At 70.4% G+C, this 21,040-nt stretch carries 16 protein-coding genes; 8 read left to right on the top strand and 8 right to left on the bottom strand.

Features of this window, described 5'->3' with window-relative positions; all coding sequences use genetic code 11:
• The first annotated feature begins 17 nt into the window (after positions 1 to 17).
• Genes ABZV77_RS28955 through ABZV77_RS28945 form a run of 3 tightly spaced genes read left to right on the top strand, consistent with a single transcriptional unit; the run spans position 18 to position 2,870 of the window.
• Entirely contained in the window at positions 18 to 1,151 is a 1,134-nt protein-coding gene (locus tag ABZV77_RS28955) for a 5-(carboxyamino)imidazole ribonucleotide synthase (RefSeq protein WP_356263594.1), read from the top strand.
• Positions 1,148 to 1,681, top strand: a complete 534-nt coding sequence (purE, locus tag ABZV77_RS28950; protein ID WP_356262835.1) for a 5-(carboxyamino)imidazole ribonucleotide mutase — start codon at positions 1,148 to 1,150, stop codon at positions 1,679 to 1,681. Before ABZV77_RS28955 ends, purE begins: the two co-directional genes overlap by 4 nt.
• 4 nt (positions 1,682 to 1,685) lie before the next feature.
• Positions 1,686 to 2,870, top strand: coding sequence for a dipeptidase (locus tag ABZV77_RS28945; RefSeq protein WP_356262832.1), 1,185 nt, complete (start codon positions 1,686 to 1,688; stop codon positions 2,868 to 2,870).
• Positions 2,871 to 2,961: 91 nt separating this feature from the next.
• Here the strand turns inward: ABZV77_RS28945 and ABZV77_RS28940 are convergent, their stop codons facing one another.
• Entirely contained in the window at positions 2,962 to 4,119 is a 1,158-nt protein-coding gene (locus tag ABZV77_RS28940) for an acyl-CoA dehydrogenase (protein WP_356262829.1), read from the bottom strand.
• Between the two features lie 175 nt (positions 4,120 to 4,294).
• Between ABZV77_RS28940 and ABZV77_RS28935 the strand changes: the two genes are divergently transcribed.
• A complete protein-coding gene (locus ABZV77_RS28935) occupies positions 4,295 to 5,638 on the top strand; it encodes a UDP-glucose/GDP-mannose dehydrogenase family protein (RefSeq protein ID WP_356262826.1) in 1,344 nt (447 codons plus the stop codon).
• A 36-nt stretch (positions 5,639 to 5,674) separates the two neighbouring features.
• Here ABZV77_RS28935 and ABZV77_RS28930 read toward each other — a convergent pair whose 3' ends face one another.
• Entirely contained in the window at positions 5,675 to 6,853 is a 1,179-nt protein-coding gene (locus ABZV77_RS28930; protein ID WP_356262823.1) for a dipeptidase, read from the bottom strand.
• A 172-nt stretch (positions 6,854 to 7,025) separates the two neighbouring features.
• A complete protein-coding gene (locus ABZV77_RS28925; RefSeq protein ID WP_356262820.1) occupies positions 7,026 to 8,396 on the bottom strand; it encodes an LCP family protein in 1,371 nt (456 codons plus the stop codon).
• Between the two features lie 129 nt (positions 8,397 to 8,525).
• Here ABZV77_RS28925 and ABZV77_RS28920 point away from each other — a divergent pair, with 129 nt between their 5' ends.
• A complete protein-coding gene (locus ABZV77_RS28920) occupies positions 8,526 to 9,074 on the top strand; it encodes an acyl-CoA thioesterase (protein WP_356262817.1) in 549 nt (182 codons plus the stop codon).
• 92 nt (positions 9,075 to 9,166) lie between these two features.
• On the opposite strand, the gene ABZV77_RS28915 is transcribed toward ABZV77_RS28920, so the two are convergent.
• Complete coding sequence (locus ABZV77_RS28915; protein WP_356263591.1) at positions 9,167 to 10,537, bottom strand: LCP family protein; 1,371 nt, start codon at positions 10,535 to 10,537, stop codon at positions 9,167 to 9,169.
• Positions 10,538 to 10,811: 274 nt separating this feature from the next.
• On the opposite strand from ABZV77_RS28915, the gene ABZV77_RS28910 reads away from it, so the two are divergent.
• Positions 10,812 to 11,873 (top strand): glycosyltransferase family 2 protein, encoded by a 1,062-nt coding sequence (locus ABZV77_RS28910; RefSeq protein WP_356262815.1) that lies wholly within the window; start codon positions 10,812 to 10,814, stop codon positions 11,871 to 11,873.
• Between the two features lie 88 nt (positions 11,874 to 11,961).
• On the opposite strand, the gene ABZV77_RS28905 is transcribed toward ABZV77_RS28910, so the two are convergent.
• From ABZV77_RS28905 to ABZV77_RS28890, 4 genes are all read right to left on the bottom strand, one after another.
• Entirely contained in the window at positions 11,962 to 13,665 is a 1,704-nt protein-coding gene (locus tag ABZV77_RS28905; RefSeq protein WP_356262813.1) for an LCP family protein, read from the bottom strand.
• 85 nt (positions 13,666 to 13,750) lie between these two features.
• Positions 13,751 to 15,514, bottom strand: coding sequence for an LCP family protein (locus ABZV77_RS28900; RefSeq protein WP_356262811.1), 1,764 nt, complete (start codon positions 15,512 to 15,514; stop codon positions 13,751 to 13,753).
• 227 nt (positions 15,515 to 15,741) lie between these two features.
• Positions 15,742 to 17,028 (bottom strand): LCP family protein, encoded by a 1,287-nt coding sequence (locus ABZV77_RS28895; protein WP_356263588.1) that lies wholly within the window; start codon positions 17,026 to 17,028, stop codon positions 15,742 to 15,744.
• A 465-nt stretch (positions 17,029 to 17,493) separates the two neighbouring features.
• Complete coding sequence (locus tag ABZV77_RS28890; RefSeq protein WP_356262808.1) at positions 17,494 to 18,246, bottom strand: TIGR03089 family protein; 753 nt, start codon at positions 18,244 to 18,246, stop codon at positions 17,494 to 17,496.
• Between the two features lie 137 nt (positions 18,247 to 18,383).
• Here ABZV77_RS28890 and ABZV77_RS28885 point away from each other — a divergent pair, with 137 nt between their 5' ends.
• Together ABZV77_RS28885 and ABZV77_RS28880 are read left to right on the top strand one after the other, a co-directional pair.
• A complete protein-coding gene (locus ABZV77_RS28885) occupies positions 18,384 to 19,799 on the top strand; it encodes a peptidoglycan recognition protein (RefSeq protein WP_356262805.1) in 1,416 nt (471 codons plus the stop codon).
• A gap of 114 nt (positions 19,800 to 19,913) precedes the next feature.
• Entirely contained in the window at positions 19,914 to 20,996 is a 1,083-nt protein-coding gene (locus ABZV77_RS28880; RefSeq protein WP_356262802.1) for an NDP-sugar synthase, read from the top strand.
• The last annotated feature ends 44 nt before the right edge of the window (positions 20,997 to 21,040 follow it).

Genomic DNA, 21,040 nt, shown 5'->3' with positions numbered 1-21,040 from the left:
CGTTCCCGGTAGTCGGCATGGTCGGCGGCGGTCAGCTCGCCCGCATGACCCACGAGGCGGGTATCCCCCTCGGCCTGAAATTCAAGCTCCTCAGTGACACCCCGCAGGATTCCGCGGCGCAGGTCGTCAGCGATGTCGTCATCGGCGACTATCGCGACCTGGACACGCTGCGTGAGTTCGCGCGGGGCTGCGACGTGATCACTTTTGATCACGAACACGTACCCACCGAGCACCTACGGGCCCTGGAGGCGGACGGCATCCCCGTCCGTCCGGGGCCCGACGCGTTGGTGCACGCCCAGGACAAGGGTGTGATGCGCGCGAAGCTCACGGAGATCGGAGTGCCCTGTCCGCGCCACCGGATCGTGAAGGACCCGGCCGACGTGGCCGCCTTCGCGGCCGAGGGCGCGACGGACGGCGGCGACGGCTTCCCCGTGATCCTCAAGACGGTGCGGGGCGGCTATGACGGAAAGGGGGTGTGGTTCGTACGTTCCGTCGAGGACGCCGAAGACCCGTTCCGGGCCGGTGTCCCGGTGCTCGCCGAGGAGAAGGTCGACTTCGTGCGCGAACTGGCGGCGAACGTCGTCCGCTCGCCGCACGGCCAGGCCGTCGCCTACCCCGTCGTCGAGTCCCAGCAGGTCGACGGCGTCTGCGACACGGTGATCGCCCCGGCGCCCGGCCTGGACGAAGGCCTGGCGGTCGAGGCGCAGGAGCTCGCGCTGCGCGTCGCCAAGCAGCTCGGCGTGGTCGGACACCTCGCGGTCGAGCTCTTCGAGACCCCTGACGGCCACATCCTGGTCAACGAACTGGCGATGCGCCCGCACAACTCCGGCCACTGGACGCAGGACGGCGCGATCACCTCGCAGTTCGCCAACCACGTCCGCGCCGTGCTCGACCTGCCGCTCGGCGACCCGCGCCCGCGCGCCAAGTGGACCGTGATGGCCAATGTGCTGGGCGGGGACTACCCCGACATGTACACCGCGTACCTGCACTGCATGGCCCGCGACCCGCAGCTCAAGATCCACATGTACGGCAAGGACGTGAAGCCCGGCCGCAAGGTCGGTCACGTGAACACCTACGGCGACGATCTGGACGAGGTGCTCGACCGCGCCCGTCACGCAGCCGGCTACCTCAGAGGAACGATCACCGAATGACCGCACCTGTTGTTGGCATCGTCATGGGCTCGGACTCCGACTGGACGGTGATGGAGGGCGCCGCCAAGGCACTCGACGAGTTCGAGATCCCCTTCGAGGTCGACGTCGTCTCCGCGCACCGCATGCCGCACGAGATGATCGCGTACGGCGAGCAGGCCGCGGACCGCGGCCTCAAGGCCGTCATCGCGGGCGCGGGCGGCGCCGCCCACCTGCCCGGCATGCTGGCGTCGGTGACCCCGCTGCCCGTGATCGGCGTGCCGGTCCCGCTGAAGTACCTGGACGGCATGGACAGCCTCCTGTCCATCGTGCAGATGCCCGCGGGCGTCCCGGTCGCGACGGTCTCCGTCGGCGGCGCGCGCAACGCGGGCCTGCTCGCGGCCCGCATCCTCGCCGCGCACGACGCCGAACTCCTCGGCCGCATGCGGGAGTTCCAGCAGGAGCTGAACGACCAGGCGACGGAGAAGGGCAAGCGGCTCCGGGCCAAGGTCGAAGGAGCGGGTTCCGGATTCGGCTTCGGCTCGGGAAAGTGATCGCATGACATCTCTCGACGAAGCACGCGCACTCCTTGCCGACTTCCCCGTCGTCGACGGCCACAACGACCTGCCGTGGGCCCTCCGGGAGAAGGCGGGCTACGACATCGACAAGCTCGACATCGCCACGGACCAGCGGGGCAGTCTGCACACGGACATCGCCCGGCTGCGCGCGGGCGGCGTCGGCGCGCAGTTCTGGTCGGTGTACGTGCGCACCGACCTGACCGGCGACGCGGCGGTGAGCGCGACCCTGGAGCAGATCGACTGCGTCGAGCAGCTCCTCACCCGCTACCCCGCCGACCTGGCCCGCGCGCTGACCGCCGCGGACATGGAGGAGGCGCGCTCGCAGGGGCGCATCGCCTCCCTGATGGGGGCCGAGGGCGGCCACTCCATCAACAACTCCCTCGCCACGCTGCGGGCGTTGCACACGCTCGGCGTCCGCTATATGACGCTCACGCACAACGACAACATCGCGTGGGCGGACTCGGCGACGGACGAGCCGGGCGTCGGCGGCCTCTCGCCCTTCGGCCGCGAGGTCGTGCGCGAGATGAACCGCGTCGGCATGCTGGTGGACCTCTCGCACGTGGCGGCGACGACGATGCGGGCGGCCCTGGACACCTCGGTGGCGCCCGTCATCTTCTCCCACTCGTCCTCGCGCGCGGTGTGCGACCACCCGCGCAACATCCCGGACGACGTCCTGGAGCGCCTGCCTGCCAACGGCGGCGTGGCGATGGCGACCTTCGTCCCGAAGTTCGTCCTCCAGGCAGCGGTCGACTGGACCCAGGCCGCCGACGAGAACATGCGGGCCAACGGCTTCCACCACCTGGACACGACGCCGGAGGCGATGAAGGTCCACGAGGCCTTCGAGGCGACGACCCCGCGCCCGGTCGCCACCGCCGCGACGGTCGCCGACCACCTCGACCACATGCGCGAGGTGGCGGGCATCGACCACATCGGCATCGGCGGCGACTACGACGGCACGGCCTTCACCCCGTCCGGCCTGGACGACGTGGCGGGCTACCCGAACCTGGTCGCGGAGCTCCTGGACCGCAACTGGTCCAAGGCGGACCTCGCGCAGCTGACGTGGCAGAACGCGGTGCGGGTGCTTGGCGCGGCGGAGGACGTCTCCCGGGACATCAGCTCCCGACGGGGCCCGTCCGTCGCCACGCTGGAGCAACTGGACGGCTGAGACGGAGGCGCCCCGTCAGGCGCGCCCCTAAAGACGGTGGCCTCTCCCTGAAACCAGGGAGAGGCCACCGTCACCGCTCAAGCGCCGCAGGCTACGGCAGGTTGCGCGCCATCACGATGCGCTGGACCTGGTTCGTGCCCTCGTAGATCTGCGTGATCTTCGCGTCGCGCATCATGCGCTCGACGGGGTAGTCACGGGTGTAGCCGTAGCCGCCGAGGAGCTGCACCGCGTCCGTGGTGACCTCCATCGCCACGTCCGAGGCGAAGCACTTGGCGGCCGCGCCCTGGAAGGTGAGGTCCTTGTCGCCGCGCTCGGACTTGGCCGCAGCCGTGTACGTCAGCTGGCGGGCGGCCTCGATCTTCATCGCCATGTCGGCGAGCATGAACTGGATGCCCTGGAAGTCCGCGATCGGCTTCCCGAACTGCTTGCGCTCCTTGACGTACCCCTTGGCGTAGTCGAGGGCGCCCTGGGCGATGCCGAGGGCCTGGGCCGCGATGGTGATGCGGGTGTGGTCCAGGGTCTTCATGGCGGTCGCGAAGCCCGTGCCCTCCTCGCCGATCATGCGGTCGGCGGGGATGCGGACGTTGTCGAGGTAGACCTCGCGGGTGGGGGAGCCCTTGATGCCGAGCTTCTTCTCCGGGGCGCCGAAGGAGACGCCCTCGTCGCCCTTCTCGACGACGAAGGCGCTGATGCCCTTGGAGCGCTTCTCCGGGTCCGTGACGGCCATGACCGTGTAGTACTCGGAGACGCCCGCGTTGGTGATCCAGCGCTTCACGCCGTTGAGGACCCAGAAGTCCCCGTCGCGCACGGCCTTCGTCTTCATGCCCGCCGCGTCCGAACCGGCGTCCGGCTCGGAGAGGCAGTAGGAGAACATGCCCTCGCCACCGGCGAGCGGCGTCATGTACTTCTTCTTCAGCTCCTCGGAGCCGGAGAGGATGACGGGCAGCGAGCCGAGCTTGTTCACGGCGGGGATTAGCGAGGAGCTGGCACAGACGCGCGCCACTTCCTCGATGACGATGACCGTCGCGAGGGCGTCGGCGCCCGCGCCGCCGTAGCTCTCGGGGACGTGCACGGCGTGCAGGTCGTTCGCGACCAGCGCGTCGAGGGCCTCCTGCGGGAAGCGGGCCTCCTCGTCCACCGCGGCGGCGAACGGCGCGATCTTCGCCTCGGCCAGCGAGCGGATCGCGTCACGGAGCATGTCGTGCTCCTCGGACGGGCGGTACAGGTCGAAATCAGCCGATCCGGCCAAGGTCTCTCACGCTCCAAGGACGCTAATTACCGTTAAGTAACCCAAATTTTAGTGGTGCCCCCCACGTAAGGGATACGTGAGCTTCGCGACAGCGTGAATCACACCCGGTGAGAGGCCGAGACACGCGGGACTATGCTCGTCAGCGCACTGAAGCCGCAGACCTCTGGAGCACCGCATGGCCCTCAAGATCACTGTGATCGGCACCGGCTATCTCGGCGCCACGCACGCCGCGGCCATGGCCGAGCTCGGCTTCGAGGTGCTGGGTCTTGACGTCGTGCCCGAGAAGATCGAGATGCTCCAGCGGGGCGAGGTCCCCATGTACGAGCCCGGTCTGGAGGAGCTGCTGCGCAAGCACGTCGCGGGCATCGAGGGCTCCAGCGGGCGGCTGCGCTTCACGATGGACTGGGCGGAGGTCGCGGACTTCGGCGACGTCCACTTCGTCTGTGTGAACACCCCGCAGAAGCACGGCGAGTACGCGTGCGACATGTCGTACGTCGACAACGCCCTGGAGTCCCTCGCCAAGCACCTCACCAAGGCGGCCCTCGTCGTCGGCAAGTCCACCGTCCCGGTCGGCAGCGCGGACCGGCTCGCGGCCCGCCTCGCGGAGCTCGCCCCGGCGGGCGACGCGGTCGAGCTCGCCTGGAACCCCGAGTTCCTGCGGGAGGGCCTCGCCGTCAAGGACACGCTGCACCCCGACCGGATCGTGGTCGGCGTGCGCAGCGAGCGCGCGGAGAAGCTCCTGCGCGAGGTGTACGCGACGCCGATGGGGGAGGGCTCGCCCTTCATCGTCACGGACTTCCCGACCGCCGAGCTCGTGAAGACCTCGGCGAACTCCTTCCTCGCCACGAAGATCTCCTTCATCAACGCCATGGCCGAGGTCTGCGAGGCCGCGGGCGGCGACGTCGTGAAGCTGGCGGAGGCCCTCGGCCACGACGACCGGATCGGGAAGAAGTTCCTGCGGGCCGGGATCGGCTTCGGCGGCGGCTGCCTGCCCAAGGACATCCGCGCGTTCATGGCGCGGGCCGGTGAGCTCGGCGCGGACCAGGCCCTGACCTTCCTGCGCGAGATCGACTCCATCAACATGCGGCGTCGCGGCCAGATGGTCGAGATGGCGCGCGAGGCGCTCGGCGGCGGGTCCTTCCTCGGCAAGCGGGTCGCCGTCCTCGGTGCCACGTTCAAGCCGGACTCGGACGACGTGCGCGACTCCCCGGCCCTGAACGTGGCCGGGCAGATCCACCTCCAGGGCGGCCAGGTCACCGTCTACGACCCCAAGGGCATGGCGAACGCCCGCAGGCTCTTCCCCACCCTCGGCTACGCGGAGACGGCGCTGGACGCCGTCCGCGGCGCCGACGTCGTCCTGCACCTCACCGAGTGGCGCGAGTTCCGCGAGCTCGACCCGGCGGAGCTCGCCGCGGCGGCGGCCGCCCCGCTCATCCTGGACGGCCGCAACGCCCTGGACCCCGCGGCGTGGCGGGCCGCGGGCTGGACGTACCGCGCGATGGGCAGGCCCGCGGCCTAGGCCCTAGCCCCTAGCCCTAGGGGCGACCGGGACGGCTCACTCCTCCGGGCGGTCCGTCCCGTCCAGGCGGTCTATCGTCGCCGTCGACGCGGGCCGCCGTTCCCGCGTCGCCCGCGCCGTGAAGTCCGCGCCGCGCAGCGCGCGTTGGACGTTGCCCCAGGTGAGCAGCGCCAAGTCGGCCTCGGGCCAGCCGCGTTCGACGAGCTCGGCGATCAGCCGCGGGTAACCCGCCGAGTCCGCCAGGGACTCCGGGTGCGCCTCAAGGGTGTCGTACGTCCCGGAGAGCCCGACGGACTCCGGGCCCGCGACCCGGCGCACGTGATCGAGATGGTCCGCCACCGTGCGCACCGTGGGGCCGGTCCGCCCCGCGGCGAGCGGGACCAGGCACAGGCCCTTGGCGGCGCCGACCTCCGCGAGCAGCTCGTCCGAGAGGTTCGCCGGATGGTCGTACAGGGCGCGGGCACCCGAGCGCATGAAGACCACCGGGGCCTTGGAGACGGCGAGCACCCGCCGCGCCGTCGCCTCGGAGGCGCCGGACAGGTCCGCGAGGACCCCGAGCCGGTTCATCTCCCTGACGACCTCCTCGCCGAACGGCGTCAGGCCGCCCGCACCCGCCCACGACGTGCCGCAGAGGGTGACCACGCACAGGCCCAGGCTGTGCATGGCCCGCAGCGTGCCGAGCGAGTCGCCGAGGGCGGCGCCGCGGGCCGGGCCGATCAGGGTGGCGATGCGGCCGCAGTTGCGCGCGTCGGCGGTCTCCGAGGCGTTGCGGGCGAGCCGCAGGGCCTCGGGGTGGGCGGCGACGACGTGCCGCACCAGGTCGATCTGTTCGAGCGTCGCGCGGACGGTGCGGTCGCCGCCCGGCCCTTCGGGCACGTGCACCGACCAGAACTGCGCGCCGACGCGGCCCGAGCGCAGCCGCGGGACGTCGCTCTCCAGCCCGCTGTCGCCGGTCTCGAAGTCGTGCCAGGGCAGCGCGCTCAGGGCCCACGGCAGCCCGCTGTACCCGTCGGCGACGGGGTGGGCGGTGAGCAGGGCGCGGGCGCGTTCCGCCGGGGAGGCGCGGCGGGCCGTCTCCGGGGCGGGGGCGGTCTCGGGGGCGACTTCGGGCAGCGGGTCGGGGTCGGGGTCAGGGGCGGGGTCGGGTGGGGCGAGGGCCTGGTCGAGCGCCCCCGCCTCGGCGGTGGTGTTGAGTTCCTCCTGCAGGTCTGCCATGGCAGGTGCTCCGGACGTCGGCGGGCGGCAGTTCCAACAAACCGTGGCACGGCACGGCCAGGGCTTCGCGGCGGACGGTGCGTTCGGGGTACGCGTTCGGGGTACGGGGCGCCGCCAGGGGACGCGAAAGGGCCCCGCCGGACGAATCGGCGGGGCCCTTCTGCGAGACGGCTCAGTCGCCCGAGACGGTGACCTTCTCGTCGTTGTTGAGCTCCTTGACCAGCTGCTTGACCTTGGCCTTGTCCCAGACGAGGTTGCTGCCGGTGGAGCCGGAGATCGGGATGTTCATCGACTTGCCGTCGCCGCCGGTCACGCCCTTCATCGCCCAGAACATGGAGGCCACGTCCAGCAGCCCCATGTCCTTGTCGACGATCAGCGTGTCCAGGCCCGCGCCCATCGTGGGGTAGAGCTTGAACGGGTTCATGACCGTGCCGGGCGTCGCCACCTGGTGGGCCAGGGACGCGAGGAACTTCTGCTGGTTCTTCGTACGGTCCAGGTCGCTGGAGAAGGCGTGCCGGGTGCGGACGAAGGCCAGGGCCTCCTGGCCGTTGAGCGTCTGCTTGCCCGCCTCGAAGTCGGCGCCCGACCACTTGTCCTTGAAGGCCTTGGGGATGTCCATCTCGACGCCGCCGACCGAGTCCACGATCTTGGCGAAGCCGCCGAAGCCGATCTCGGCGTAGTGGTCGATCTTGAGGCCGGTGTTGTACTCGACGGTACGGACGAGCAGCTCGGGGCCGTCCTCCGCGTACGCGGCGTTCAGCTTCGTCTGGCGGCCCTGGTTCGGGTAGAGCTTGCCGGACTCGGCGCCCTTGAACGAGGGGATCGTGACGTTCGAGTCGCGGGGGAGCGAGATCATCGTGTTCCCGCCGTCGTCCGCGACGTGCAGGATCATCATCGAGTCCGTGCGCTTGCCATCGGCGGAGCCCGTGTGGAGCTTCTTCTTGTCCTCCGCGGTCATGCCCTCGCGGCTGTCGGAGCCCACGATCAGGTAGTTCGTGCCGTCGCCGCCCTCGGGCCGCTCGATGACCTTGGAGAGGTCGACCTCGCGCTTGAGCTTGGAGTCGGCCCAGAAGTACGTGATGACGGAGGTCACGAGCAACACGCTGACCAGCGTGATCGCGGTCCACTTGATCCGCTTGCGCCAGTTCGGCGCGGGGCGCGCGGCGCGCGGCGGGTGTCCTTCGCCGCCCGGCGGGCCACCTTCGCCCGGGCCGGGCCTGCCGTAGACCTGGCCGGTGTTGTAGCCGCTGTCGTAGCCCTGGTTCTGGTTCTGGGCGTACGGGTCCTGGCGCGCGGCGCGCGGCTCGAAGACCTGGTCACGGGCGTCGCCGTACGGCTGCCCGTTCCCGCGCGGCTCGTCGTAGCCGTCGTAGCCGTCGTCGTACGCGGACTGCTGTGGGACGCCACCGGGCGGTGGTCCGGCCGGACGGGAGGACCGGCCGGGCTGGACGTGCCGCATCGCGCGGGCTCCCTCGGGCTGGGAGTTCCCGCTGCCGCGGCCGTATCCCCGGCCGCCCCCCTGATCGTCAGGCCAATCGCTCATGTGGCCCAGTCTGCCGTCTCGGGGGCCGTGCCTCACAGGGCGGTCGGGAATTCGGGTCACGGCTGTTGCAGAGCTGATGCAAAGCGGCCGGGGAGAGCTCGGACATACGTCCGGCATAGGGTGGAGGGCATGACAGACCAGGCTCCCCGCTCGGAATCGGAGATTCCGGGCAAGCCGACCTCGGCATCCCGCACCACGCTCAGCCACATCATGACCCACAACGACACCAACCTCCTCGGCACGGTGCACGGTGGCGTGATCATGAAACTCGTGGACGACGCGGCAGGAGCCGTCGCCGGACGCCACTCCGGCGGCCCCGCGGTCACCGCGTCGATGGACGAGATGGTGTTCCTTGAGCCGGTCCGCGTGGGCGACCTCGTTCATGTGAAGGCCCAGGTCAACTGGACCGGACGCAGCTCCATGGAGGTCGGCGTCCGGGTCCTGGCCGAGCGCTGGAACGAGTCGACGCCCGCGCAGCAGGTCGGCTCCGCCTATCTGGTCTTCGCCGCGGTCGACGCGGACGGCAAGCCCCGCACGGTCCCCCCGGTCGTCCCCGAGACCGACCGCGACCGCCGCCGCTACCAGGAGGCCCAGATCCGCCGCACCCACCGTCTGGCACGCCGCCGGGCGATCAAGGAGCTGCGCGAGTCCCGGGCGGCCGAGGGCTTCGAGGACTGAGTTCGAGGACTGAGACGGGGCCCGACCTCAGGGAGCACGGGGCCCGCCCCAGGAAGCTCTGAGACCGGACTCAGGAAGCCCTGAGACCGGACTCAGGAACAGACGACCTCGTCCCCGGTGACCGCACCGAACTCCCCCTGACGCACATCCTCGGCCCGCACCGGCCGCACCGCCTTGAAGTCCTTCCCCACGATCACCTTCAACGTCGCCCCCTGCCCCTTCACCGGCCGCATCTGGGCCCCGGGCAACGCCGTGGCCAGGGCCTTCGCCGAGCGGTCCCACCGCGGGTCGTACGCGACGACGGTCCGCCCGAGGGGCTTCTCCTTGGCCCCGGGCACGTCCACCGGCAGCCGCGAGGTCCGGAAATCGGTCCCCCGCAGCCCCGCGTCGACCTGCTTCCCGAGCCCCGGGGTCCCGGTGCCGTTCTCCACCTGGACCCGGATCTGCTGCGGCGCGACGCCGACCAGGGTGGCCCTTCCCTTGCCCCGGCGCACCGCGAGCGGACGGTCCTCGCGCAGCGCCGCGAACAGCTTCTCGGACTTCTTCGGGTGCCACCTCAGCGTCGACCCGATGCCCGGGATGTTCGTCCCCTTGGCGCTCAGCGGCACGGTCGTGAACTCCGACGACGACGGCGAGAAGCCCCGCATCGCCCGCCCGAGGTCGAGGATCTCGTCCGTCCCGAAGCCGTTGTCCGCACGGACCGCGCCGAGCAGCGTCCGTGTCACGTCGCGGAACTTGACCGGATTCAGCAGTACGCCGCTGCCCGTCGCCTTGGCGATGAGCGCCGCGAGGAAGCGCTGCTGGCGCTGCATGCGGCCGAGGTCCGACGCCCCGTCGACGTACCGGGAGCGGACGTACTGCAGCGCCTCACCGCCGTTCATGAGGTGCGTGCCCTCCGCCAGGTTCAGGCCGGTGTGCGAGTCCTTCAGCGGCGTCGCCGTGCAGATCTCCACGCCGCCGAGCACGTCCACGGTCTTCATGAAGCTGGTGAAGTCGACCTCCAGATAGTGGTCGATCTTGACCTTCGTCATGTGCTCGACGGTGCGCACCGTGAGGTTCGGGCCGCCCTCCGCGTACGCCGCGTTGATCTTGTTGGGGTGCTCGTGGTGCTTCTTGCGCGTGTTCCTGTCGGTGTGCGCGGGCAGATCCGCATAGCTGTCCCGGGGCAGGCTCACGACGCTGGCCCGGTCCCGGTCCTCCGAGATGTGCACGATCATGATCGTGTCCGTGCAGTGGCAGGGAGCGCCGCCGAGGCGGTACTTCTGCTTGTCCTCCGGCGAGAGCTTGTCGCGGCCGTCGGTGCCGACGAGCAGGACGTTCATGCCGTTGCCCGCCGCGGGCCTGTTCTTCATGTCCTTGAAGGCGTCGACCCGCTTGATGCCGGTGTCCAGGCTGCTCAGGACCGAGTGCCCGATGCCCGCCGCGACCAGGACCGTCACGGAGAAGGCGGTCGCCACCCGCATCGCCCAGCGCGGCCGCCGCCGTCCCGCGGGCTTCCGGGGAGCCCTCTCGGCCCGCGCGGCCCTCGGAGCCGGTGGGCGGGGGCGGCGCGGTGGAGGGGCGGGGGAGCGGCGGGGCGGTGTGGGCACGTGCGGGGCACCTCCGCGAGACGGGCCGTGGCCCGGTTGGGGATGAGCCGGTTAACCCTAGAAACGTAAGGCCATACGAAATGCGGCCCGGGGTAGCGACCCGGACGGCGCGCACCGGTGTCCCCCATTCGCGGTAACGTGACGCGTGATGAACGCGAAGTCTGAGGTGCAGCCTCCAGCCGTATCCGTGATCATGCCCGTCCTCAACGAGGAGCGGCATCTGCGCGAGGCCGTGCACGCGATCCTGCAGCAGGAGTACGCGGGCGAGATGGAGGTCGTCGTCGCGCTCGGCCCCTCCACCGACCGCACGGACGAGATCGCCGCCGAGCTGGTCCGCGAGACCGAATCGAATGCCTGGGGGCGGGTGCACACGGTCCCCAACCCGACCGGGCGCACGCCCGCGGCGCTCAACGCCGCGATCAAGGCGTCCCGTCACCCGATCGTGGTGCGCGTCGACGGCCACGCCGCGCTCTCGCCCGGCTACATCACCACCGCCGTCCGCCTCCTGGAGGAGACCGGCGCGATGAACGTCGGCGGCATCATGCACGCCGAGGGGCAGAACGACTGGGAGCACGCGGTCGCCGCCGCCATGACGTCGAAGATCGGCGTGGGCAACGCCGCCTTCCACACCGGAGGCGACGCCCAGCAGGCCGAGACGGTCTACCTGGGCGTGTTCCGCCGTGAGGCCCTCGAGCAGCAGGGCGGCTACAACGAGGAGTTCATCCGCGCCCAGGACTGGGAGCTGAACTTCCGCATCCGTGAGGCCGGCGGCATGATCTGGTTCTCGCCCGAGCTGAAGGTCTCGTACCGCCCGCGGCCGAGCGTGAAGGCGCTCGCCAAGCAGTACAAGGACTACGGCCGCTGGCGCCACGTCGTCGCCCGCTACCACGAGGGCTCCATCAACCTGCGCTACCTCGCGCCGCCGACCGCGGTCTGCGCGATCGCCGCGGGCATCGTGGTGGGCGCGGCCCTCACGCCGTGGGGCTTCGTGATCCCCGGCGGCTACCTCGCGGCGATCGCCGCAGGGTCCGTCCCCGCGGGCAAGGGCCTGCCCCTGAAGGCACGCCTGCAGATCCCGGTGGCGCTCGCGACCATGCACATGTCGTGGGGCTGGGGCTTCCTCACCAGCCCGCGCTCGCTGGCCAAGCGGGTCATCGCCTCGCGCCGCCCGGCGGTCCTCGGCGGGACCCAGGAGACGCAGGAGGCCTGAGAGGGCCAGGAGGGGCCTGAGAGGGCCCCACCACCACGCCAGAAGGGGCCCCGGCAGTGTGCCGGGGCCCTTCGTGCGTCCTGGACGGCTACCAGGTGAAGTTCGGGTCCACCTTCATGCACGCCTTCTTGTCGGACCCGCTCAGCGCATCGGCGGAATCCGGCGTCCTGTCGTCCTTCTTCTTCCTCTTGGGCGGGGTGTCGCCCTCGCGCCAGTCGGCGCCGACGACCAGCGTCACACCGGACACGTCCGTCGACTTCTTCGCCGCGCTCAGCGGCAGCCCGAGGGACTTGGCGATCCGCTGGGCGTCGCCCTCCAGATCCGCGCTGGGATAGCGGACGACCGTCTGCTCCTCGGCCAGTGCCGTCGTCGTGTCCGGCGTCGCCTTCTTGAAGCCCTTGCCCGCCATGAGCTGGGCCACCGTGGTCGCCCGGCCGCTGACCGGGGGCTCCACGGCGCTGCGCGTGCCGTTCTGGACCTGCACCGCGATCTCGTCGTCCGCGGCGGCCGGGTCGTCCGACACCTTCTCCTTGGCGGGCTTCTTCTTGCCCTTGCCGTCCAGCGCGACGTCGTCGCGGACCAGGCGGAAGAGCTGCTCCGCGTCCTCGGGCTTGGGGACGACGCGCGCCCCGACGTAGTCGAACGGCATGGTCGTCATCGTCGTACGGCTCGGCGAGACCTTCTTGAGCTCGTTCCCCAGGTCGTACAGCCTCATGGGGCTGCCCAGGCCGTCGTCGACCGTCAGCGCGCTCGTCGCCTTCTCGGCCAGCTTGCGCAGCTGGTTGGGGCTGGTCAGGCCGGTGTTCTCGCGGAGCTTGCGGACCAGCGCGTTCATGTACATGTGCTGGGCCTTGGCACGGCTGATGTCGGTGCCGCCCTCGAAGCCGTAGCGGGTGCGCAGCCACTGCAGGGCCTGCTCGCCCTTGACGTCCGTGGTGCCCTTCTTCAGCTTCAGGCCCGAGCCGTGGCCCTCGCTGTCGCGCGAGTGGATGTTCTTGTCCACGCAGACCGGTACGCCGCCGATGGCGTCCGCCATGGAGACCACACCCGAGAAGTCGACCATCATGAAGTGGTTGATGTGGATGTTGGTGAGCTTCTCCCAGGTGGCGACCGTGCAGCCGGGGCCGCCGCGGCCCAGCGACTCGTTCGTCATGTACTTCGGGCCGGTCTGCGGATAGACCTTGCCGTCGTCCGGGTCGGTGCACTTGGGGATCTGCAGCAGGGTGTCGCGCGGCATGCTGACGACCGACATGTTGGAGCGGTCGGCCGAGAGGTGCAGCAGCATCTGGACGTCCGCGAGAGGCGGCGAACCGAAGGTCTCCTTGGCGCCGCCGAGCTTCTGGTTCGCCTTGGAGTCCCGCGCGTCCGACCCGATCAGGAGGATGTTCAGCGGGGTCTGGCCCGCGGCGTTCGGCGTGGGCTCGGGGGCCCGGTGGTCGCCGAGGTTCAGGACGTCCGTCTCCAGGTTGCCGTTGAGGTGCTGGTAGTAGAGGTATCCGGCGCCGGCCGTGCCGAGTATCAGGACCGACAGGATCGTCGCCGACCAGCGGAGCACACGGCGCTTCCGGCGCGGCGGACGCGCACCGCCGCCCGCGCCTCGGCGATGTCTTGCACTGCCCTCCGGGGGATCGTCGCCCTTGTCCCGGGACTTCCCCGAGCGGCCCTCCCCATCCTTGGAGCCCTGCTGCGTACCGGCGGGTGCACCGTCCTGCGTACCCTCGTCCCAGCCGTGATCACTTGCGTGCGGAGCGCGTTGTCGCGCCCCCTCCTTACGCACGCTGTTCTGCCTCATCCCCAGCCCCTCCCCGCCCATTCGTGAACTGCGGTCGCCCTGCGGCGCCTTGGCGCATTGTTAGACGCAGAACGACCGCTTCAGGTCACTTGGCGCACATAACCTTGTCCGCTTCGACCTTCTTGATGTCCTTAGGTGCCTTCGAAGAAGCATCAATGGGCACCCCCGCGCCCTTGAAGTCTCCGCCGAGCGTCAGCTTCATGGCCGGGAGGCCCTGTGCGTTCTTCTCGCTCTTGCCAGGCTTCAGGGCGGCGCCGGACAGACCCATGATGTCGGCGAGCCGACGGGCCTGGTCCGCCTGGTCAGGCGCGTACTCGAGCGTCGTCTTCTTGATGTCCGAGGGCGCGTTGCCCAGTTGGCTGGACTTGAGCACGCCCTCAGTGTTCTGCAGCCACGTGAGAGTTGTCTGAGCGGCGCCGGTCTTCCCACTGCCGTTGTAGATGTCGACGCGGACCTCGGAGGGGTCGGCCTTGGGGCCCTTGAGGCGGGCGGCCACCGCGGCCTTCTCCTTCTTCTCCTTCTTCTTCACCACGGTCAGGGATTCGTCGGCGCGCATCATCGCGAACAGCTGCTCGGCCTTGGTCGGGTCCGGCACGACCGTGGTGTGGACCTTCTCGGCGGGGTTGTCGATGACCGGCACCGTGGCGAAGCTCAGGTTCTTCATGTCGAGCTTGCCGAGCTCCATGCCGAGGTCCTTCAGCTTCATGATGTCGGCGATCTTGGAGTCGACGGTGAGGGCCTCGGTGCCCGCCTCCGCGAGGCTTATCATCTTCTTCGGGCTGGTCAGGGTGTCGTTCGACTTGAGCTTGCGCATGAGCGCGCTCAGGAACTGCTGCTGCAGCTCGATCCGGCTCAAGTCGCCGCCCGTGCCCACCGAGTGCCGGGTGCGGACGAACGCCAGCGCGTCCTCGCCCTCGATCGTGTGCTTGCCCTTGGGCAGCTTCAGATGCGACTTCGGGTCGTCGATGTCCTTGGCGAGGCACACGTCGACGCCGCCGACCGCGCTGGAGAGCGTCTTGACCGCGTTGAAGTCGGCCACCATGAAGTGGTCGGGCGTGATGCCGGTGATCGCCTTGACCGTACGCATCGTGCAGCTCGGCGTGCGGTCGAACTGGCCGAGGCTCTCGTTGAAGCGGGACTTCTCCGTGCCCTGGATGTCCTTGACACTGCCGTCTTCCTGCTTCGTCGGGCAGTTCGGAATGTCCACGATCATGTCGCGCGGGATGCTCAACGCGGTCGCGTTCGTGCGGTCCTTGGAGACGTGCAGCAGGATCGTCGTGTCCGCGTGACCGACGCTGCCCTCGTCGCCGTAGCCCTTGTTGCCGCTGCCGCTGCGCTTGTCGGTGCCCATCACGAGGATGTTGATGGCGCGGTCCTTGCTGAAGCCGCCGGTGCCCGCGCCGTCGTCGTCTATCGACGTGATGTTGTCGTTGAGGTGCTGGTAGTAGAGATAGCCGCCGGTGCAGCCCGCGACGAGCAGGAAGGCCAGCGTGCCGCCCGTCCAGATCATCACCTTCTTGCCCTTGGACTTCCCCTTGCCCTTGCCCTTGGACTTGCGGGAATTCTGCTTGCGTCGGCCACCGGAGCCCGGCTCCGGCTCCTTCACGCGTCGCCTGCGCTGCCCCGGCACCTCACGGCGCTCGTCGCGCTCGTCGGGGCGGGAGCGCTCACGGCCCGGTGCGGAGCGGCCACGGCCGCCCGTACGGGATGACGATCCACGGGGTCCTGGCACCGGCGACTGCCCTGCGGAGGGGCTCAGTCGCAGTTCGTAGTCACCGGTATCCGGATTGAGAACCCATTGGTCTGCGGGGTCGATGTTCTCCGCCCGCCCACGGCCTTGCGCGTCCACGGTTGTTTGCGTCCTCCGTCGGGGCCACGCGGCGCCTTTCCCCCCTCAAGAAGGCGCTCGGTCAGTCGTTCCATCGGTGCATGGCCGAGAGGGCCTTGGCGCACCGGATCGCTCACACTATCCGCCCAGTTCAGCGTCGAACGACGCCGGTGACAAATTCCACTCCCCTACAACTGGGCAATCCGCCCTATTTCTTTGTGGGGCGAGCCCTTCCCTTGGGGAGCGTTTTACTCGCAGCTCGATCCCGCGGCCGTGTTGCCCCGGAATGTCGGCGCGGGTGACGGCGTATGTGAAGGGTCGTCCGGCTTCTCGTCGCTCCAGTCCTCGCCGGAGTCGTCGTACTCCTCCTCGGAGGAGGCCCCCTCTTCCGCCGACTCGGCCGACTGGTCCGAGGAGTCCCGCCCCGCCTGTTCCGCGGGCTTCTGCGGGGTCACGGCCACCGGAGTGTCCGTGCGGAGGCGCGTGAAGAGCCGTGCCGCCGCGGGCTCGACGAGCTCGTCGCGATTGGCGTCGTAGGTGTACGACTGCCGGGGCACGGTGAGGAACTGCACCCGTTCTGTGGGGATATTGCGCATGCCGCGCACCAGTTCGTACAAACCCCGCAGGCTCGCCAGTCCCGGGTCGGTGGTGAGCGAAGAAGTCGCCGCATCGAGAACGGGATAGAGCTTCGTCGGATTCAGCAGGACGTCATTGCTCTGCACCTTGTTGACGAGGGCGCCGAGGAACTCCTGCTGGCGGTCCATCCGGTCGGTGTCGCTGCCATTGCCGAGGCTCTTGCGGGCCCGCACATAACCCAGCGCCTGTTCGCCGTTGAGGGTCCGCAGCCCCGGCGCGAGCTTCACGTGCGCGTCGGTGTCGTCGATCGGCTCCCGGAGGCAGACCTGCACGCCGTCGACCGCGTCGACCATGTCCTTGAACCCCGCGAAGTCCACGACCATGTGGTGGTCGACGCGGATGTTCGTGAGCTTCTCGACGGTACGGATCGTGCAGGCCGTCCCACCGAACTCGAAGGCCCAGTTGAACTGCGCGAACTGGGCGTCGGTCCGGGTGCCGTCCGGCTTGCGGCAGCCCGGGATGTCCACCATCAGGTCGCGCGGGATGGACACGGCGGTCGCGCTCTGCCGGTCGGCCGCCAGGTGCAGCAGGATCGTGGTGTCCGAGCGCTGGGTGCCCGGATCCCTCCCGTACTTGCGGTTTCCCTTGCCGGCACGGGTGTCGGAGCCGAGCAGCAGGATGTTCTGCGCGTCCTGCACCAGCGGTGTCGGGCGCTCCTTCTCGTAGCGCGCCAGCTCGGCGGCCGCGTCCGTGTCCTCGGTGATGTTCCCGTTGAGCTTCTGGTACGCCGCCCACCCCACGCCGCCCGCGCCGAGCACGAGGACGGCGACGCCGATCGCGGTGTAGCGCAGCCAGCGGCGCCTGCGGCGGACGGTGCCCGCGCCGGTGGGGCTGGCGCCCGCGCCCGGTCCATACGTGGCCTTCGGCTCAGGCGCGACACCGTCCTCCCCGGAGGGCATGCCTGCGTTCTCGGTCACGTGTGCGTCCACCCCTCATGGCTGCGTCGGTCCGTGATGCGTCCACTACGACCATGGCCCGCCAAGCCCCGCCCGGCCTCTGGACCGCCGCTCCGACTGAGCCGAACGGGGGACGACCGCTCCAGGGCCGCGACGCAGGGGCGCGACTCAGGGGCGCGAGGAACGGCGCGCCGAGCCACGACGAACCAGCAGACGACCGATCCAGGGGGCGCAATTCAGGGGCGCGGGGAACTGCGTAAAACCCACAACGAACCCGCAGACGAACGATCCAGGGACGCGACTCAGGGGCGCGGGGAACTGCGCGACCAGCCACAACGAACCGGCAGACGACCGATCCAGGGGGCGCAATTCAGGGGCGCGGGGAACTGCGCAAAACCCACAACGAACCCGCACCCGAAAGCGAACCCGAAAGCACACCCGCCCCCCGGGAGGGAGCCCGCCCTACCGTCAGGGCCGGACCACACCCACCCGCTCATCCTCGACCCGCTTCTCCAGCCCACCCTCAGCCAGCCGCCCCAAATTCCGGCACAGAACCACCGACCCGCCCACAGCCAGCGCCCCGTACAGCCCCACACTGAGCCCGTCCCAGGTCCCGTACGACTGCCCGGACAGCACCCGGGAGCCGGCCTCGATCCCGAGCCGCCCCGCATCCGCCCGCGCCCGCTCCACGAGCTCCGAGCCCGTCAGCTCGACCCCGTCGACCACGAGGGCGGTCTCGTCCGGGTCCACAGGGGCGTACGGAGCGAACCGGTCACCCTGCCCCGGCACCTCCACCGCGTAATCGGCGAAGCCCACCGGCGGCTGCGGAAAGCGCCCGCCGAGCGGCCGCAGCGCGAGCGCCATCCGCTCCCCGGAGCAGGCGCGCGCGGCGTCGAGCGAGTCGGGCCCGCTGACGACGAGGTCCGCCGCAGCCGGATCGCCGCCCACGTCCGCGACCACGCCCACCGACGAACAGGCGAGCAGCCACACGGCCGTCTGCCAGTGCGCGGGCAGCAGCAGAACGGCCCGGTCGCCCGGCTCGGCGGCAAGGTCGCCCTGGAGCAGATTGGCGGTCTTGGCCACCCAATTGGCGAAGGTGGCCACGGACAATTCCACGCGCTCACCGGTGGCGTCGTCGTAGAAGGTGACCAGTGGGCGGGCCGGGTCCGAGGCGAGCGCGGATCGCAGCAGGTCGGCAGGGGTGCGGTCGTTGGCGTTCACGGGCGCAAGGGTACGCGGGCCGCCGCGTGCCCCCGGCGTGGCGGGGGAGCGCGGGTGGCTGGATCGCCCACACTTGGCCGACGGGCCGTCAGTTTCCCAATGGACAGAAATGCACCGTTATGCCAACGATCGTACGTATGCGTGGATTTCTAGCTTCCTCGATCGGCGTCACGTGCGCGGCCGCCCTGGCCCTGCCCCTCTCCCTGCCGTCGTCCGGCGCCCGAGCCGCGGCGCCCGACGCACCGTCGGCCGCCGGGCCCGCCGCGGAGGCGGTCCCCGGCAGCACCCAGTCCATCCCGCTCGCCTCCCTCGGCTCCGATCGCGCGCTCGGCTCGGCCGGGGCGCGCGAACAGGGCCTGGACCGACGCGATGTCCACCCCTTCTCCCTGGTGGGCGTCGTCTGGCACGACCCCGAAGCGGAACTGCACGGCACCGTCCAGGTCCGCACCCGCGCGACCGGCACCACCACCTGGTCGGGCTGGCGGCGCGTGGAGACCCACAACCACGAACACGCCGCCGACCCGGGCACCCCCGAGCGCGGCGGCGGCGCGGTCCGCGGCTCGACCGCACCGCTGTGGGTCGGCGACTCGGACGGCGTCGAGATCCGCGTACGTCCGGAACAGGCCGCCCCCACGAACCGCGCCGCTGCCACCCCCTCCGGGGCCTCCCTCCCCAAGGGCCTACGCCTCGAACTCGTCGACCCGGGCGACGAACCGCCGCCGAAGGGCCCCCAGGCCGAAGCGCCGCGCGCCTCCGCGACGAGCGCCCAGTCCGCCGCCTCCGCCTCCGCCGCCTCCTCCGCCGTCAACGCCGACCTCGCACCCATCGGAGCCTCGGTGATCCCCGCGCTGACCAAGCGGCAGACGGAGGCCGACCTGACCGCCGCGCGCGGCGGCATCGAGGCGGTCGCCAAGGGCGGCGGCAAGTCCGGCAGCAAGGCGGGGCCCTACGTCGGCCCGCGCCCGCGCATCATCACGCGCAAGGGCTGGGGCGCCGACGAGAAGCTCCGCGAGAAGGACTTCGCGTACACGAAGACGGTGAAGGCCGCCTTCGTGCACCACAGCGCGTCCGGCAACTACTACCGCTGCTCACAGTCCGGAGCGGTGCTCCGCAGCATCTACCGCTTCCACGTCAAGAGCAGTGGCTGGCGTGACTTCGGCTACAACTTCGCCGTCGACCGCTGCGGAAACATCTACGAAGGACGTGCCGGAGGTGTGGCCAAGCCGGTCCTGGGGGCCCACACTCTCGGGTTCAACACCAACAGCATGGGCATCGCCGTCCTCGGCACGTACAGCTACTCCAACCCGCCGAAGGCGGCCGTGGACGCCGTCGCCCGGCTGACCGCGTGGAAGCTCGGCCTGTACGGCGCCAATCCGCGCGGAACCACCTACCTGAAGTCCGGCGGTGGCAACCTGTACAAGAAAGGCAAGAACGTCCGGCTCCGGGTGATCTCCGGTCATCGGGACGGATTCGCCACCGAGTGCCCCGGTAGCCGCCTGTACAACAAGCTCGGCAAGGCCCGGACCACCTCGGCCCGCTTCCAGGGCCGCTGAGGTCCGAGGCACCCGCTCGATCCGTACGACCTGCACGACCTGCACATCCGTCTGCATACACTGGCCGGCCGAAACTCAAGTTCGGCCGGCCCCAGCAGGAAGCAGAGACGACAGGTGACAGAAGCGATCCTCCTGGTCGGCGGCAAGGGAACCCGGCTGCGACCCCTCACGGTCCACACCCCCAAGCCGATGGTCCCGGCGGCAGGCGTCCCGTTCCTCACCCATCAGCTGGCGCGGGCCCGCGCGGCGGGCGTGGACCACATCGTCCTCGCCACCTCCTACCTCGCCGAGGTCTTCGAGCCGTACTTCGGGGACGGCTCGGCCCTCGGCCTCCACATCGAGTACGTCACGGAGACCGAGCCCCTCGGCACGGGCGGCGCCATCCGCAACGTGGCGTCGCGGCTGCACTCGGACCCGGACGACCCGGTCCTGATCTTCAACGGCGACATCCTCACCGGGCTGGACATCCGTGCCCTCGTCGCCACCCACGAGGAGTCCGGCGCCGACGTCTCGCTGCACCTCACGAAGGTCGACGACCCGCGTGCCTACGGCCTGGTCCCCACCGACGCGACCGGCAGGGTCACCGCCTTCCTGGAGAAGCCGCAGACCCCCGAGGAGATCGTCACCGACCAGATCAACGCGGGCGCGTACGTATTCCGCCGCTCGGTCATCGACACGATCCCCACGGGCCGCCCCGTCTCGGTCGAACGCGAGACCTTCCCCGACCTCCTCGCCTCCGGCGCCCACCTCCAGGGCATGGTCGACTCGACGTACTGGCTGGACCTCGGCACGCCCCAGGCGTTCGTACGCGGCTCCGCCGACCTGGTCCTCGGCCGCGCCCCCTCCCCGGCGGTCCCCGGCCGCTGCGGCGAGCACCTGGTCCTGCCCAGCGCCTCCGTCGCCCCCGACGCCAAGCTCACCGGCGGCACGGTGGTCGGCGAGAACGCGCAGGTCGGAGAGGGTGCGCGGATCTCCGGCAGCACGATCCTGTCCGGCGCGGTCATCGAGCCCGGCGTGGTCGTCGCGGACTCCCTGATCGGCGCGGGCGCCCGCGTCGGCGCCCGCTCGACGCTCTCGGGGACGGTGATCGGGGACGGCGCGACCGTCGGCGCGGACAACGAGCTGCGCGACGGCGTACGCGTCTGGTGCGAGGCGACGCTGCCTGCGGGCGCGGTCCGCTTCTCCTCGGACCAGTAAGGCGTACGTCCCTCCCGCACCCTCTACCTACCCTCTACCCTCGT

This window comes from Streptomyces sp. NPDC004732 (assembly GCF_040609235.1).
Taxonomy (GTDB): domain Bacteria; phylum Actinomycetota; class Actinomycetes; order Streptomycetales; family Streptomycetaceae; genus Streptomyces.
This window is presented reverse-complemented; position numbering and strand designations above follow the sequence as displayed.